This is a genomic window from Devosia sp. RR2S18 (assembly GCF_030177755.1).
GTDB classification, from domain to species: domain Bacteria; phylum Pseudomonadota; class Alphaproteobacteria; order Rhizobiales; family Devosiaceae; genus Devosia; species Devosia rhizosphaerae.
Map to the genome: position 1 here is coordinate 2,482,532 of NZ_CP126539.1, position 16,191 is coordinate 2,498,722.

General features: G+C 61.2%; 13 protein-coding genes. 1 reads left to right on the forward strand and 12 read right to left on the reverse strand.

The window, feature by feature from the left end:
- Nucleotides 1-31 precede the first annotated feature (31 nt).
- Nucleotides 32-1,972 carry an alpha/beta fold hydrolase gene (locus tag QOV41_RS12260; RefSeq protein WP_284576935.1) on the reverse strand — a complete coding sequence of 647 codons (1,941 nt, stop codon included), beginning with the start codon at nt 1,970-1,972 and terminating at the stop codon, nt 32-34.
- Nucleotides 1,973-2,151: 179 nt separating this feature from the next.
- On the opposite strand from QOV41_RS12260, the gene hisD (QOV41_RS12265) reads away from it, so the two are divergent.
- A complete protein-coding gene (hisD, locus tag QOV41_RS12265; RefSeq protein ID WP_284576936.1) occupies nt 2,152-3,450 on the forward strand; it encodes a histidinol dehydrogenase in 1,299 nt (432 codons plus the stop codon).
- 143 nt (nt 3,451-3,593) lie between these two features.
- Here hisD (QOV41_RS12265) and QOV41_RS12270 read toward each other — a convergent pair whose 3' ends face one another.
- The 11 genes from QOV41_RS12270 to QOV41_RS12320 all read right to left on the reverse strand — a co-directional run bounded on the left by QOV41_RS12270 (nt 3,594) and on the right by QOV41_RS12320 (nt 16,145).
- Nucleotides 3,594-4,295: an RraA family protein gene (locus tag QOV41_RS12270; protein ID WP_284576939.1), complete on the reverse strand. Its 702-nt coding sequence runs from the start codon at nt 4,293-4,295 to the stop codon at nt 3,594-3,596.
- Nucleotides 4,296-4,344: 49 nt separating this feature from the next.
- The gene (locus tag QOV41_RS12275) at nt 4,345-5,385 is read right to left on the reverse strand and encodes a cupin domain-containing protein (protein ID WP_284576940.1); all 1,041 of its coding nucleotides are present in this window, start codon (nt 5,383-5,385) and stop codon (nt 4,345-4,347) included.
- Between the two features lie 102 nt (nt 5,386-5,487).
- Nucleotides 5,488-6,564 carry a LacI family DNA-binding transcriptional regulator gene (locus QOV41_RS12280; RefSeq protein WP_284576942.1) on the reverse strand — a complete coding sequence of 359 codons (1,077 nt, stop codon included), beginning with the start codon at nt 6,562-6,564 and terminating at the stop codon, nt 5,488-5,490.
- Nucleotides 6,549-7,313: an SDR family NAD(P)-dependent oxidoreductase gene (locus tag QOV41_RS12285; protein WP_284576944.1), complete on the reverse strand. Its 765-nt coding sequence runs from the start codon at nt 7,311-7,313 to the stop codon at nt 6,549-6,551. Before QOV41_RS12285 ends, QOV41_RS12280 begins: the two co-directional genes overlap by 16 nt.
- 2 nt (nt 7,314-7,315) lie before the next feature.
- Nucleotides 7,316-8,644 carry a histidinol dehydrogenase gene (gene hisD / locus QOV41_RS12290; RefSeq protein ID WP_284576946.1) on the reverse strand — a complete coding sequence of 443 codons (1,329 nt, stop codon included), beginning with the start codon at nt 8,642-8,644 and terminating at the stop codon, nt 7,316-7,318.
- Nucleotides 8,645-8,714: 70 nt separating this feature from the next.
- Nucleotides 8,715-10,313: an amidase gene (locus QOV41_RS12295; protein WP_284576948.1), complete on the reverse strand. Its 1,599-nt coding sequence runs from the start codon at nt 10,311-10,313 to the stop codon at nt 8,715-8,717.
- Nucleotides 10,314-10,320: 7 nt separating this feature from the next.
- On the reverse strand, nt 10,321-11,373 hold the full coding sequence (locus QOV41_RS12300; RefSeq protein ID WP_284576950.1) for an ABC transporter ATP-binding protein: 1,053 nt from the start codon (nt 11,371-11,373) through the stop codon (nt 10,321-10,323).
- 5 nt (nt 11,374-11,378) lie between these two features.
- Nucleotides 11,379-12,263: a carbohydrate ABC transporter permease gene (locus QOV41_RS12305; RefSeq protein WP_284576952.1), complete on the reverse strand. Its 885-nt coding sequence runs from the start codon at nt 12,261-12,263 to the stop codon at nt 11,379-11,381.
- 2 nt (nt 12,264-12,265) lie between these two features.
- Nucleotides 12,266-13,297 carry a carbohydrate ABC transporter permease gene (locus QOV41_RS12310; protein ID WP_284576954.1) on the reverse strand — a complete coding sequence of 344 codons (1,032 nt, stop codon included), beginning with the start codon at nt 13,295-13,297 and terminating at the stop codon, nt 12,266-12,268.
- A 141-nt stretch (nt 13,298-13,438) separates the two neighbouring features.
- A complete protein-coding gene (locus QOV41_RS12315; protein WP_284576955.1) occupies nt 13,439-14,677 on the reverse strand; it encodes an ABC transporter substrate-binding protein in 1,239 nt (412 codons plus the stop codon).
- 667 nt (nt 14,678-15,344) lie between these two features.
- On the reverse strand, nt 15,345-16,145 hold the full coding sequence (locus tag QOV41_RS12320; protein ID WP_284576957.1) for a lysophospholipid acyltransferase family protein: 801 nt from the start codon (nt 16,143-16,145) through the stop codon (nt 15,345-15,347).
- Between the last annotated feature and the right edge of the window lie 46 nt (nt 16,146-16,191).

Genomic DNA, 16,191 nt, shown 5'->3' on the forward strand with positions numbered 1-16,191 from the left:
ACTTGCTCAGAACAAGCGGCCCATATGCTTTCTAGGCGAGTTCCGCCCGCTCCTCCTTGCCGGCATCTGCCAGTTGGGCGAGCTTGACCTGCACCAATAGGCTCAATTCGTCATAGACGTTCCACTCGTCGACGATCTTGCCGTTCTTCCAGTGGTAATGACTCATGCCCATTACCTGCACGCGCTTGCCCGTTGGGTCACCCAGCGTCGACAAAATGCCGTAGCCAAGATGGTGCCCTTCCATGACCCAGCGGACGGCCACCTTCGTGCCGCCCTCCTCGCACGGGTTGGAGGCCACATGCTGCACTTCATAGGACGCGTCGGGTAGCGACCCAATCAGCCCCAGATGCTGGTGGATGATGGCGGCTTGCCCATACAGTTCCTTCATCAGCGGCCCATGATACTGCGCGTTCGGCGCATAATCCTGTGCGATACGGCCGAACATGCGCTTGGTGAAAACCTCGTGCAGCATCTCGATTGTCTGGGCTTCCACATCGTTATGCGCCAGGCTGGTATCGGCTTTATCTGCGGGTGGCGTCTGGCCGAGGAAGCGGCGGTTTTCGCCGATGTCGAGCGACAGCAGGCCGGCATCAAACTTGGACTTGGCGGTCCGCATGGCGAAATGATGCGGATCGAGACCCAGTTGCTGGATGATGGCCATGCTGTCGGCCACCACCCACTCACGATAGATCTTGTTGCGGTAGATCATGCAGTCGGCAATCGTGCGCGACACGAAAGGCCGCCCCGTCGGTGGGCCGAAATGGCCATGCTGAGTGTGGCGGCCCGAGCCGGTTACCAGATGGCTGGTGTAAAAGCCTTCCTGATCATTCCCGTTCCAGATCACCTGCGTGCCCATGCCCCGCCGCTCTGGGAAACTCACCAGCCGCTGGATGGTGTCGCGCACCACGTCCTCGCGGTTGTAGATGGTGCCCGTGGTGCCATAGAGCACACAGTTGTGGGTGTAGTGGGTGTAGATCAGGCCGATATCGCGCTCGTCCCAGATCTTGTGCGTGCAGCGGATGATGTAGTCGACGATGTCGGTGTAGATGTCGTCAAACCCTTCCAGCGACTGCGCGCGCGGCCGATTTGTTGGTGCCAGATCGGCATAATCGTGCCGCTCCACCTGGAGCACCGACTCTTCCATCGCAGACGGCGAAGCGCCCTTGGTCTTTGGATTGGCGGGGACGTCGCTCATATCTGCTCCTTGCTTTGCCTGATCGGCACTTTTCGTGGTGGAAGCCAGCCAGTCGCGCACATGACGCGCCACTGCGGCGGGATTTTCAAGCGGGGCGAAATGCCCCGCTGCGGGAATGGTAAAATAGCGCGCGTTGGGAATACCTGCGGCCAGCTCTTCATGCGCCTCCAGCGGACATACCTGCTCATCAGCGCCGGCCAGCACCAGCGTTGGTACATCGATGGCGCCCAGCCTGGGCCGGCTGTCCACGCGATGGATCGCAACTTCCGATTGGCTGTCCAACACCTCGGGTCCCGCATCGCGCGCCATTGCCAGGATGGTCTCGCGCAAGGCCGCACTCTCGGAGTTACTCGATGAAATGAGGCGACACCACGCATCGAAGATATAGCCGTCCATGCCCTCGAGCCGCGCTTTCGCCACGGCGCCCCGGCGCGTGATGGCGTTGGCTTCAGGATCGGGGCGCGGCGTCGTGTCGAGCAGCGCCAGCCCAGCAATCCGATGTGGCGCCTGCGCGATCATCTCGAGCGCGACGATGCCGCCCAGCGAAAACCCGATCAGGTTAAAACGCTCCGGCGCATCGGCAAGGATCCGGGCCGCCAGCTCCGGCGTGCTCCGCTCCCCCGTGATATTCATCACCCGGGCATGGGGGTGACCGAGCAGTTCGAGCAGCGGCTGGAACAATCGTGCGTCGCACACCGTCCCCGGTAGCAGGAGGAGCGGCACGTCAAAGCCGTCGCTACTTTTCACTGTCTGGAACTGGGGAAAGGGTCTGTTCATCTCTGCCATTGCGGCGGCCACCACCGCGACCGGGCCATTCTCGGTAAAAAACACTGGCAAATATTGAATACGTATGCAAGATCAAAAATCCAGCCGCGTAGCGCCACGAGAATGCGTTGCAAAACCGTTCCTCTTCGTGGTGCCGGCCGCATGATCTGCTGCATTGGAGCGTTTCTCAGATGACCACCGACCCTGCCACGCCCTTTCCCGGCGTCACCTATGTCAAGGCGCCGGAGCGCTCCTCGCTGAGCGACAATGCCCCCGTCGAGAGCCTCGTGGCCGAGATCATCGCCAATGTCCGGGAGAATGGCGACAAGGCCGTACGGGCATATTCTGCTAAGTTCGACAAGGCCGAACTGGAAAGCTTTGAAGTTACACTTGAGGAGCGCGAGCAAGCTCTCGCTGAACTGGACCCGCAAACCCGCAAGGACACCGAGTTTGCCATCGAGAACGTGCGTAAGTTTGCCCAAGCGCAGCTTGCGACCATCCTGCCGCTGGAGGTTGAACCCCTGCCCGGCGTGCATATGGGCCACCGCGTCATCCCGATCGAGCGGGTCGGCTGCTACGTCCCTGGTGGCCGCTATCCCCTTCTGTCGGCTCCGATAATGACCATTGTCCCTGCCAAGGTGGCGGGTGTCGACGAGGTCATCGCCTGCCTGCCGCCCAACGCGCACAAGGCGATGATCGCCGGCTGTCATCTCTCGGGAGCCGACCGCATCTTCCGCATTGGTGGTGCGCAGGCCATCGCCGCCCTCGCCTACGGCACCGAGACGGTTCCCGCCGTCAACAAGATCGTCGGCCCTGGCAATGCTTTCGTCAATGAGGCCAAGCGCCAAGTCTTCGGCCCCGTCGGAATCGACCAACTCGCTGGACCCTCCGAGATCTTCGTGGTCGCCGACGCGACCGGCGATGCCGAGATGATCGCCACCGATCTGCTGGCCCAGGCCGAACACGACATCCGCACCCGTGTGGGCCTTATCACCACCGACCGAGACTTGGCGGAAGCCACCCTGCGCGAGGTCGAGGCGCAGCTGGCAACCCTCTCCACCGCCAGCACCGCTGGCGCCGCCTGGCGCGACTATGGCGAGATCACGGTCTGTGACTCCGAAGAGGCGATGATCGCCTATTCCGATTTGATCGCCGCAGAGCATCTGCAGGTGCATACGGCCGACGCAAAGGCGTTTGCCAAGAAGCTCCGCAACTACGGCTCCCTCTTCATCGGCGAGCTCGCCAGCGTCGTTTATTCCGACAAGAACTCGGGCACCAACCACACCCTCCCCACCATGGGCGCAGGCCGCTATACCGGCGGGCTCTGGGTCGGTGCTTACGTCAAGATCGCCACGCATCAATGGCTGGACGAACGCGGCGTCGAGCAGGTCGCGCCACCCGCTGCTCGCCAGTCCGCCAGCGAGGGACTCGAAGGCCACCGCCGCGCCGCCCAGCTCCGTCTGGATCGCATGCAGAAGAAGAACGGATAGGGGAAAGCACCCCCACCTAGCCTCCCCTGAGAGGGGGAGGAACAGGTTGCTAGCCGGGGCAGCATCAGCCCTAAACACACGCAAGCCATCCCTCCCCCTCTCAGGGGAGGCTAGGTGGGGGTACGGTGGATTTCGCCCCGCGCTCAGCCGATCTTGTCCGCCTCGGCCCAGGCCGCCCGCAGCTTCTCGATAGTGAACCCCGGCGCCCGCGCCGCGGTCAAAATCGGCACTTCCTTGCGCAGCACCACGTCGATAGCCCAAGCCATACGCTCGATGTGCTCGGCGGGGATGACTACCGCACCGTGCCGATCGGCGTGGATCAAGTCGTCGGGTTTCACCGCCATGCCCAGCACGTTCACCGGACAATCGAGCTCGGTTACATGCACAAAGGCGTGGCTCGGCCCCACTCGGCTGGCGATCACCTGATAGCCTTCATCCAGCATGGCTAGATCGCGCAGCACGCCATTGGTTACTGTACCGGCAAGACCCAGCCCCTTGTGCTGGGCAACCTGCATCTCGCCCCAGAAGCCACCAATCACATTGGGCCAATCGGTGTCCTCGATGACCACCACGTTCGGTCCCTCGCCCGCCGAGACATATTCGTAGTATTGGAGGCGCAGCGCCCGTACTTCCGCCGCCGGCTTTTGCGCAGGCGAAGAAGCACGGATCTTGGCGGTGCGGGCAAAGCCCACGACCGGCGGCAGGTCCGGGTCCGCGCAGACAATGGGCTGCTTGGTAAAGCCCTCTGCCGTGCGCCCGCCCATCACATGCTCCAGTGCGTTGCAGACGGTCGGCGTGTCGGATCTGCGCAGGGCGTCCAGCACTTCGGCGGAAATGTCGGGCATAGGTCCTCTCTTCAAGAAGCGGCCCGACCGAAGCCGGGCCAATATAGGGTTATTCAGCTGCTTGGGCGGCGGCAAACTGGGGCGCTGCGGGAGACGCTGCCCCGCGGATCACAAAGGCGATTGCATCGGCCGAAGCAGGGTTGCGGAAGCCGTGCATCAGCCCGATCGGAACAGTCAGCGTGTCGCCGGCACCCATGATCAGCTTGCCCCCGTCCCAGCTGAACTCGAGCGTCCCAGACTGCACGAAGATCACCTCCTGCTCAGCGCGGCTGTGCTGAGCTATGCTGGCGCCGGTTTCCAGCTTCAGGCGCCGCAGGGTGAAATCGTGCTGCCAATGTCCGCTGATGGGGCCAGCCTTGATGCCGTCCTGCCCATCCACATCACCGATGACGGGCGCTTCTTCCACGCCCTCGCCAGCCAAGGGGGAGTTTGGATCGCCTTTGATGTCAGCCGCTTTTATGGCGTACTTCTGCAGTTCTTCCAGCGGCGGCGTGGCCAGTTCCCGCAGCTTCTCCGCGCTCGGGGGCTGCTCGAGTTCGGCACCCTCGGGCACGGTTTCGCCCAGTGTCGTGTCCACCAACTTGCCGCCCTTGAGCAGCTTCAGCCCATAATCTTCGGCCATCTGGAAGACGCTTGGAGCCCAGACGACCTTGCCCGGATCGTCATGTCCCAGCACTACAAAGAGGAAGCCGGTTCCCTCGTCGCGCTTCTCGAAGCCGCGGAACATGTGCGTGGGCACGGTGGCGACGTCGCCCGGATCGACGTCGATATAGCCCTCGTCCTTGTTGGCGCCGAACACGAAGCGCCACTTGCCCGTGTGCACCACGAAGGTTTCCGCCGTGAGGTGGGAATGCTGCGAGTTGGTGCAGCCGAACGGCTGGCGCGCTGCGCCGACGTTAAACCCGTGGGCTTCGGGAATATGCACCACTTGCGCCGGGTTTTCGCTGACGCCCGGCCCGATGATGGTGAAGTTTTCCTTGCGGTCCGAACCGGGGGTGCGCGCATCGATGAAGGCGTTACGTAGCCCTTTGAGGTCCGCATAGCGGACGAGCCGCGGTTCCATGGCGTCCTGGGTCCACTTCGTGGTCATTGCAGGTGTCCTTTCAAATCGCGAATGAGAATAGCGTAGTGATTTGCATTCGTATGCACCGATAGTCGTACACAGGCCGTCAGCTTACGCAGTTTGTGCATGTCAGCTCTCGCGCGGTCGGTAGATGCGGCGGCCGTCGCTCTCCACGAGCCCTGCCTCAGTCAGGCGGGCGGAGCCGCGGACCACCAGGTCGCCGCTCAGGATGCGGTGCTCAGCCTCTATTTCCCCGCTGGTGATCTGATCCATCAGGATGTCGACCGTGGCTTCCACCATCTTCTTGAGCGGTTGGCTCATCGAGGTGATGCCGTAGCTGGTCCAGCGCGCCGGGCCGACGTCGTCATAGCCGACGATGGAGAGATCTTTCGGGATCGAAAGCCCGAACTCGTAGCGGGCGACATCCATCACGGCCACGGCCATGTGGTCGTTGGCAACGAACAGCGCCTCAGGCCGGTCCGAGCGCGATAGCATTTCCCGCGCCGCTGTCTCCGCGTCGGCACGATTATAGTTGCCGGTGCCGATGGTGATCTCGGTGAAGCCATGCGCCGCTAGCGCGTCCCGGTACCCCTCGAAGCGGTCGCGGTTGGTCGACGAGTTCTCGAGACCGGCGATATAGCCAAAGCTCTTGTGGCCACCAGCGACGAGGAAATCGGCGATGCGCTTGCCGCCCTCGCGGTTTCGGGTGGTCACGCTGGAAACCGCGTCGCGTTCGGTGGTGCGGTTGAACAGTACAACGGGGATACCGGCCGTCGCGCATTCCTCGGAGAGTTCGGAGGAGAGCGAGGTCGACGCCAAGATGATCCCGTCCACGCGATACTGCATCAGCTGATCGAAGACGGGATCGCTGTCGCGGTCCATGAAGCCGGTGAACAGCAGCAGATGGTAGTTCTCCGCGGCGAGAGCGCGGCCCAACTCTTCCAGCACATCGGGATAAAACAGGTTCTCGAGATAGGCCATCACCACGGCAATGATGCGCGAGCGTGAGGTGATCAGCGAGCGGGCAATGGCATTAGGCCGGTAGCCCAGGACCTTGGCCGAAGCGAGCACCTTGGCTCGCGTCTTGGGCGAAATGGAAGCGCCTGGCGTGAAGGTGCGCGACACGGCCGACTGCGACACGCCGGCATGCTCTGCCACCTGCGAGGACGTGACGCCCGGCTTTTTGCCGCCTATTCCGCTGTCCATCCGCCATCCACCAGAAGCGATGTGCCGGTCACCAATGCGGCGGCATCGGACGCCAGGAACACGATCGGGCCCATGATATCCTCCACCCGCCCAAGCCGACCGAGCTTGATCTTGGACAGGACCCAGGCCCTGAATTCGGGATCGCTGAGGCTCTTCTCCGTCAGTTCGGTCTCGATAAAGGTCGGGCACACAGTGTTGACGCGAATATTGCTGGCGCCAAGCTCGATGGCCATGCCTTTGGTCAATCCTTCAACAGCGTGCTTGCTAGCTGCGTAGATCGAGCGCCGCGGCCCTGACACATGCCCCATCTGCGAAGAGATGTTGATGATGGAGCCACCCTGCCCCGTAGCGAGCAGACGCCGGACCACGGCCTGCGAGACAAAGATGGTGGCAGCGAGGTTTAGGTCCATCACCGCACGATAGTCGGTCTCAGTCGCCGCCACGAATTCGCTGTGCCGCGCCGTGCCCGCCGAATTCACCAGTATCTGGAAAGGGTCCGCCTCAGCGATGAAGTCCGCCACGGCGTCGGTATCGGTGATGTCGATCGCGACGCCTTCGGCGGCAAGCCCCGCCTCCGCCATCTCATTGACGACCCGGGTCACGTCCTCCGCCGTGCGCGCCGCCACCGTCACATAGGCTCCGGCTTCCGCCAATGCCACGGATGCACCCAGCCCGATGCCACGCGTGCCGCCGGTAACAAGGGCACGTTTACCGTCGAGGCGAAAGCTGGGGGTACGCGGCAGGACCATCGCTATTTCACCGCCTCGGTGCGTGGCCCAGCCGCCGTGCCATATGGCACATTCCTGCCGCCATAGCGACGCACCCGCACATTGGCCTGTTCGGCGTGGCCGACAAAGCCTTCGAGCATGGCCAGCCGAGAGCCATATTCGCCGATCATTGCCGAAGCTTCGTCAGATGTGACGGTCTGCCAAGTACAGGTCTTCATAAACTTCCCCACCCAGAGACCGCCGGTATAGCGCGCCGCCTTCATTGTGGGGAGGGTATGATTGGTGCCGATGACCTTGTCGCCATAAGCCACATTGGTCCGCGGCCCCAAAAAGAGCGCACCGTAATTGCGCATGTTGTCCCGAAACCACATGTCGCGGTCGGTCATCACCTGCACATGCTCGGAGGCGATGCGGTCTGCCTCCGCCAGCATCTCGTCATAGTCCTCGCAAACGATCACTTCGCCGAAGTCCTGCCAAGCCTGCTGCGCGACCTCTCCCGTGGGCAGGATCTCCAGTAGCCGCTCGATCTCGGCCATGGTATCGCGGGCCAGCTTTTCCGAATTGGTCAGCAGAATGGCCGGCGATGTGGGGCCATGCTCGGCCTGGCCCAATAAATCGGTGGCGCAGATCTCGCCATCCACCGTCTCGTCGGCGATCACCAAAGTCTCGGTTGGGCCGGCAAACAGATCGATGCCCACCCGACCGTAGAGTTGGCGCTTCGCCTCGGCAACAAACGCGTTGCCGGGACCGACCAGCATGTCCACCGGATCGATGCTCTCGGTACCGATCGCCATGGCGCCGATCGCCTGAATGCCGCCTAGCACATAGATTTCGTCGGCACCGGCCATCGCCTGTGCGGCGACAATCGCCGGTGCGGGTCTGCCTCCAAAGGGCGGCGCACAGGTAATGACCCGCTCGCAGCCAGCTACCTTGGCGGTAATCACCGACATGTGAGCGGACGCCAGGAGCGGATATTTGCCACCCGGCACATAGCAGCCGACGGCACTGATCGGCACATGCTTGTGGCCGAGGATCACGCCAGGAAGGGTCTCGACCTCAAGATCGAGCATTGTTGCCTTCTGCTTTTCAGCAAAGTTGCGGACCTGCGCCTGGGCGAACTCGATATCGGCAAGGTCCTGCTCGGACAGTTCGGCCTTGCACGCCTCGATCTCTGACTGGCTCAGACGAAAGTCGGTACGATCCCACTTGTCGAACTTGCGCGACAGCTCACGGACGGCCTCGTCGCCTCGCTTCTCGATATCTGCCAGCATCGTCTCTACGGTCGCGCGAACCTGCCGGTCAGCCTCTAGCCGCGCTTCGACATCCTTACCGCGCTTCAGCCATGTCGGCATGGACGCCTCCTCCACTTCTTGAGAACAGTGTTGCATACGTATGCAACTTGGTAAACTGAAAGCTTGTGCTCTACGCCGCTTTCTTGGGCAGTGGCGGCCGAAGGTCGGCCAAGCCGGTGGTCTGCTCATAGTGATGCCCGACCTGACAGATCGTGGCCTCGTCCCAGTGCTTGCCAACCAACTGCATGCCCACCGGCAGCCCGTCCACAAAGCCAATCGGCAAAGCCAAGGCCGGATGCCCCGTCAGGTTGAACGGCAAGGTCCGCATCGCCGTCCAGCGCGGCGCTATGCCATCGAACTCGCTGAACTTGGGTGCTGTTGCCAGCACACTTGCGGTCAGCAATACATCGCAGCCCGCCAGTACCCGGTTCATCTGTTCTGCTATGGCGGTCCGTGCCCGCTGCGCTTGCAGCAGATCGGCAGCCGAAAGCGCGAACCCCGATGCCAGGCTTTGATAGGCGAGCCGCCCGTAATCCCCGGCCCTGCAACGCAGGTTATGCTCATGGATGGCATAGGCCTCGGCCTGCAGGATCACCGCCCCGCAATCCTCGATTTCCTGGTAGTCAGGAAGCTCAACCTCTTGAATTTCATAGCCCAAAAGGGACAGTTGGCTTGCCGCCTGGTCCAAAAGTGCTGCGGTCGGGGGCAACAGTCCGTTAGCATCAAGGTGCCAATTCCGCGCATAAGCTACTCGCAATCGAGGCTCTTGCTGCCCCAGCTTCGAGGCTGCAGCAGCACCGCGATTCGGTTCGGAGATGGCATCGAGGGTAACCGCAGCTTCCCCCACCGTCGCACTTACCGGCCCCACATGGTCCATGCTCCAGCTCAGTGGAAACACGCCATCGCGAGAGACCCGGCCATAAGTTGGCTTTAGCCCCACCACCCCGCAATAAGCGGCGGGCGAGCGCACGGAGCCACCGGTATCGGTACCAATGGCGGTCCGGAGCAATCCCCCCGCTACGGCAGCAGCGGATCCCGACGATGAACCGCCGGTGATATGATCGACATTCCAGGGATTTACAGCAGAGGGGAACGGCAGGTCGAAACTCGGCCCCACCACCGCAAACTCATAGGTCGACAGCTTGCCGAGCAGTACTGCGCCACGATCTTTCAAGCGTCTGGCGACCACGGCATCGGTGTCAGGCACATGGTCCTGCATCAGCCTTGAATGGCAGGTCGTTTTAATGCCTGCCGTATCGATCAGGTCCTTGAGACCGTAAGGAATTCCCTGCATCGGGCCCCTGTCGACCCCGCGAGAAAACGCTGCGTCGGCTGCTGCGGCATCGGCAAGTGCCCGCTGTTTCGTCACCGAGATGAACGCATGATAAACCGGATCCAGCGCCTCGATCCGCGCTAGCGCCGCCTCGGTCAATTCAACCGAGGACAAGCTTCCAGCCCGCAGGCGAGCACCTGCTTCGAGGATAGTGAGTTCGTGCAGCGGCTTGTTGGCAGCACCCTGGTCCGCAGACGCCATTGGCGAGGCTGCCGCCGTGAGTCCGGGCCCCTCAACTCCCAGCGTAAAGACGTGCGCTGGCTCACCTCTCGCGCTGCGCAGCCCTTCAGCGGCAGCCTTGAGGCCAGCTGCCCCTTCAAATATCTGCTTCTGATATTCCGCCGGAATGTCCAGCCTTTCAGCACGGGCAAGCGCCGGTAGATCTGCCGAACTCATCCTAGCCTCACGCCTCGATCCGTTGACCACTCTGGCGGTCGAACAGGTGCACTGATTGTGGGGCAACTGCAATGCGAACCACATCGCCGATCTCGGCGCGATAGTCCTTGCCGACCTTGATCGACACCAGTTCACCGGCAACGCGGAGCGAAATCATCGTTGCTTCACCCAGGAGCTCGACGGAGTAAATCGGCGCCTCGATCTGCCCCCCTTCGGCAGCAAGCGTCGCATCCTCGGCGCGGAAACCTAAAGTCACTGGGCCGTTGCTGCGCCCATTGAGGCCCCCGATACGAATGTTATCCCCGGTGAACACGCCATCGCTTATGATGCCGTCAACGAGGTTCATGGCGGGAGAGCCAATAAAGCCAGCAACAAAGGTGTTAGCCGGACGATCATAGATTTCCATGGGCGTGCCGACCTGTTGAATCACGCCCTTCTTCATCACCACAACCCGGTCAGCCAAAGTCATGGCCTCGATCTGATCGTGCGTCACGTAAATCGTGGTGCGCTTGAGGGTGTGATGCAAATTCTTGATCTGGGCGCGCGTGGATACACGTAGTTTCGCATCGAGGTTGGAGAGCGGCTCGTCCATCAGGAAGGCGTTGGGCTCGCGGACAATGGCCCGCGCCAGGGCCACGCGCTGCCGCTGCCCGCCGGAAAGCGCAGCCGGCCGGCGCTCGAGAAAATCATCGAGTTCCACCATCTTGCTGGCAGCCATCACGCGATCATGGTGCTGATCGGCCGGGACCTTCCGCACCTTGAGCGGGAAGCGGATGTTCTCGTAGACGGTCATATTGGGGTAGAGCCCATAGCTCTGGAACACCATCGAGATGTCCCGATCCTTGGGTTCAAGCTTGTTGACCAGCCGGTCGCCGATCCAGATCTCGCCTTCGGTGATGTCCTCAAGCCCAGCGATCATGCGCATGGTGGTGGTCTTGCCGCAGCCGGAGGGCCCCAGCAGCACCAGGAACTCCTGGTCGGCGATGTCGAGATTGAAGTTGTCGACACCGACGAAGTTGTTCCAACGCTTGGAGATGTTCTTGAGACGGATCTGCGCCATGAGGATCAGCCTTTCACTGCGCCGGCGGTCAAACCGCTGACGATCTGGCGTTGGAAGAAGAGGACGAGCACAAAGAGCGGCACCGTCGCCGAGACCACCGCAGCCACAGCAAACATCACATTGCCCTGCTCCTGCACCGAGCCGAGGAAGCTCGAGATCTTGGGCACCATGGTCTGATTGTCGGCAGACAGGAGCATGGAGGTGACGGCGAAGTCATTGTAGGCGAGTAAGAAGCTGAACAGCCCAGTGGTCACCACGCCGGGCCACATCACGGGTATGATGACCATGCGGAACGCCTGGAACCTGGTGCAACCATCCACCATGGCACTTTCATCCAAGTCCTTGGGAATACTTAGGAAGAAGGAGTGCAGCATCCACAGCGTGAAGGGCTGATTGATCGCCACCAGCACAATAATCGATGTCGGCAAAACGCCCCAGATGTTGAGCTGAAAAAAGGGCAGCAGATAGCCCGAGACCAAGGTGATGTGCGGCATGGCGCGGAAAACGAGGGCTGCGATCAGGATCCAGAAGGCGTAGCGCTGCCCCGACCGGGCGAGCGCATAGCCACCAAGCGTTCCCAGCGTCAGCGAGATCACCGTGACGCAAATCGTGACGATCCCTGTGTTCAGGGCAGCCTTCCAGAACTCCCGTGTAACCCAGGCGCCGTGGTAACCGTCACCCGTGAAGGGCGAGCCCGTCTGGCGAACCGTGTAAGTGCCGAAGATCGCATTCCACCAGCTCTCGCGGCTGAAGAAGTCCGGCTCCACCTTGAACGAGCCCCAAACCGTCCAGAAGAACGGAAAGGCTGCCAGGATTACCCAGATAACGATAAAGCCATAAATGAAGATGTTTAGGGGAAGCGGGCGTTTGTGAGTTGCCGTTTCAGACATGGTCACACCACCTTCCGGTTGAATTCGCGCCAGGTGCGGACCAGCACTGGCATCAGCAGGATGACCACCCCGAGGATCGTCAGAACCGACGTTGCGCCAGCCGAGCCAAAGAGCTGCGCGTCTCCCGACAGATCGTTGAAGATCATCCAGGACAGCGAAGTGGCGTTGGCCTCCGCAGAAAAGCCGACAATGGGCTCGAAGACCCGGAAATTATCCATGAGTTGCACCAGCGCGACAAATGTTGCGAGCGGCGCCAGATGCGGAATGATGACATAGCGGATGCGCTCCCAGCGCGAGGCGCCATCGATCATTGCCGACTCGAGAGTATCGGCTGGCACGGTCTGCAGACCGGCATAGAAAACGACGAAGCTGAAGGGTCCGTTGGTCCAGACGCCATAGGCCAGCAGAGATAGCCAAGTCAGCAGCGGAGAGGCGCGAAGCGACAGCGTCGGATCGTTGAAGATTTCCTGGATCGTCGCACCCACGATGCCGCGAGGCTGGATCATCCAATAGAGGATCAGCGAGCCGATGAGCGGCGTGATGATCATGGGCAGGAGCGAAAAGAATATCACCGGCCCTTTGGTGGGCTTGGGGAGCGCATTTACAGCCAAGGCGATCGCAAATCCGAGCGCCATGGCGAGCGGGGTCACGACGAAGCAATAGACCAGGGTGAAGGCAAGCGCCTTGTAGAATGGCAGATTGTAGATCCGGTTTACCACGTCGCCCAGGCCGCTGTTGCTGGCCAGGATTGCGCCGATTTCATCCACAGCGAGATGACCGCGATTGAGATAAGTCCCAAAGCCATTGAACTGTCCAAGTGGCTGGGCTTCCTTGAGCGCCTCCGTAGCGGCAGTGTCGACGCGCAATTCGGTCGTGCAGCCGCCGAAAGGCTGGCAATTCTCGACTTCGACCAGCACCCGCCCATGCTCGACATGCAGGCTCTGCACAACAACCGAAACGACCGGCAGGGCTATAAACAGCACCATGGCGATCAGCGACGGTAAGATGAAGGCAAAGAACGTCTTATGCGGCATGCGATGCCTCCCCCTGCTGCTGGTTTTTGAGAATCCATATGCGGTGCACCCCTGGAGAGTGCGGGTGGAGGTCCGGCAAGCCGGAGGGAATGGCCTCCACCAACGTCCTCCCGCCAACGCGGGAGGATCTCATTGGCGCCTTTAGAGGTAACCGCCCTCACGCGCCGCTGTGTCGTAAGCGGCCTTCACGTCGGCAAGAGCCTGCTCGGCTGACTCGTTGCCAGCCATGAACTCGGCCAATTCGGTGGACAGCGCCGTGTGAAGCAGGCCCATGTAGGGCTGCATCGGGTAGGCACGCGCGCCGCCATTGGCCGTGGCAATAACACCGACGGCCGCAGGGCCCGGCTCATAGCCTTCAACCAGCCAAGTGGCTACGCCAGAGTTCTCCGCTACCATCTCCGGGCTGATGCCATGGACCATAGCCTGGAAGGAGGCCGCTGCATCCTCGTCGGACACGTTCTTGGCAATGGTGAAGCCGTCCCACCAAAGGGCAGCCGCCGGAACGGTTCCGTCGCCGACGGTCGGGGCCGCTGCTAGCACGGTGTTCTCAGCAACGCCTTCAGCCGCACCCTCGTCATCGATGGTGGCGCCGGCAAGCGAGCCCCACTCGTTCATGATCGCAACATTCCCGGCTTCGTATTCAGCCTTGATCGCGTTGGCATCAAACGTCAGGTAATCGGGGTCCATGAACTCGGTCATGGCGCGCATGATCTCGAGCGTGCGCAGCCCGTCTTCATTGTCGATCGCCAGCTCTGCCGAGCCCGCCTCGAAAAATTCCGCGCCAGTCCCAAGATACGTGTTGACGAATTCCGCTGCGAGATCCCAGCCCGGCTTGACCGAGGCGGCCAACGGGTAATCCATCAGCCCTGCGTCCTTGATGGCCTGCGCCGCTGCCAGAACGTCTTCATAGGATGTCGGCGGCTCAACGCCGGCTTCTTCCAGAACATCTTTGCGATAGAACAGGTGCTGCGCGTTGCCCATAAATGCAATGGCCATTGTCTTGCCATCGATCTTGATCAGCTGATTGGGCATCAGGTCCTGACCATACTGCTCCACCAGATCATCAAGGGGCCGGATCAGATCGTCGTTGAGCAGCGGCACGATGGAGTTATTCGCCACTACCGCAACCGTGTATTCGGCCGGATTGATGGACAGCGCCGGAACCTGCAAGTTCTTGTGCTCAGCTGTAGCGTTGGCCGTCACGGTCACGCCGTCCGAGGCGCACTCTTCGGCTGTCGAATTGATGAGGCGCAGTGCCTCGAAGTCGTTGGAGAGAATGCGGACGGAGCCTGCCCCCTCTATTCCGCAATCCGCAAAAGCGGCGCCGGCAGTCAGGCCAAGCACGCCAAGCGACACCGTCGTCTTCAGCATTAAATTCATCTCGTTCTCCCTTGGCGCACGAGCACAAGGCCGGTCGCCGTCCCTGTTCCAACACTGTCCCGCAGCTGCGGTGAGTTCCTCAGACGCAGCCATTATCTTCCGCACGTCACAATTGTTACGGGCGCTTGCATACGAATGCAAACGCTTTTTGCATTCGTATGCAATGGCAGGTCGTGACTGATTGGGAACCCAGCAGCAGTTGCCGGAAATGCTTTAAAGAGCGAAGGAGAAAGCGTGGGGCTTTGTGGAGGAAGCCCCGGGGCAGCGGTGACGCTACCCTAGAAAGGTATCGGTAACCACTTTATGCCCGTCCAGGATGAAGCACCCGTGCATCTCTATTTCCTGCAGGCACTCCCTGGCGGAATGCACGAGGGGTCTGGGATCATCCTGAGGAGACATTGAAAGTCTCGTGAATATCGACCACGGTCCTGCGTGAGGCGGCAAACCCCTGCCGTCGCTCGTGGCGGTAAATCCCAGGTGGCGCCCCGGACCTCGGAACACATACACATCAACTGGCCGAGACAGTTCAGACACCAACAACATTTCTCCGCGGCAAGGCGCTAGAACAATCCGACTTCACGGCGTTTGTTCCACCGGAGGTGGGGAAAGGCCGGTGTTCCGGCCTTTCCCGAGATATGAAACTGTCCGAAGGCGAATAGAACGGACCTCAGGCAGCTAGGGAGATCCTACTCCGCTCGGCTTCAAGCATGCCCTCGGTCATGCTCGTGAACTCGGCCTCGGCCAAACCCGGGGGGATAATGGGGAGGTAGGAAACTGTTATCGTCCCGGGGGACTTGGGTCCCGACCCCGCCGTGCTCCAGAAGCAGCCGGAGTTGAGCGCAACTGGAAGCGCCGGAACACCCAGATGCTTATACAATAGCCCCGCGCCTCGTTTGAACTTCACCGGCTCCTCGGGACCTTTCCGGCTACCTTCAGGAAAGATAAGAATGGAACGTCCTTCCGAGAGAGCCGCACGACTTTGCTCCAGCATCAGGGAGAACGATTTGGCTCCGGAGGCCCGATCGATGATGATCATGGGAGAGCGTCGCAGGTACCAACCGAGAACAGGGATATTCAGCAGTTCCTTCTTGGCGACGATCGCAACATCAGGAGCCATGACAAGGAACGCCAAAGTTTCCCAAGTGGACTGGTGATTGGAGACGATGAGGCAGGGCGTATCATTTCGTACGCCGCTTTCGGTGTGCTTGAGGCCGACCATTACCCGCAAGATCGCCAGGATCCCACCGGCCCACAGCCGCGTAACCGACCGAATTGCCCGTTCCGGCGCACCCGTCAGGTAGAACCACGGAATTCCGACGGCGAACAAACCGGTCCACAAAGCCAGCACGACGTCGAAGGCTGCCGATCGAATATGAATGGAGCTCGTGATCTTAATTCTCGCGATGAACTGAGGATGCCACAACGGGGCAACGCGCGGCACGATGCGCACTGCTCGCATTGATAGCATATCGGATCCAGCAATTCTTCAGGCTGACCAAAGATTGATTCCCTAG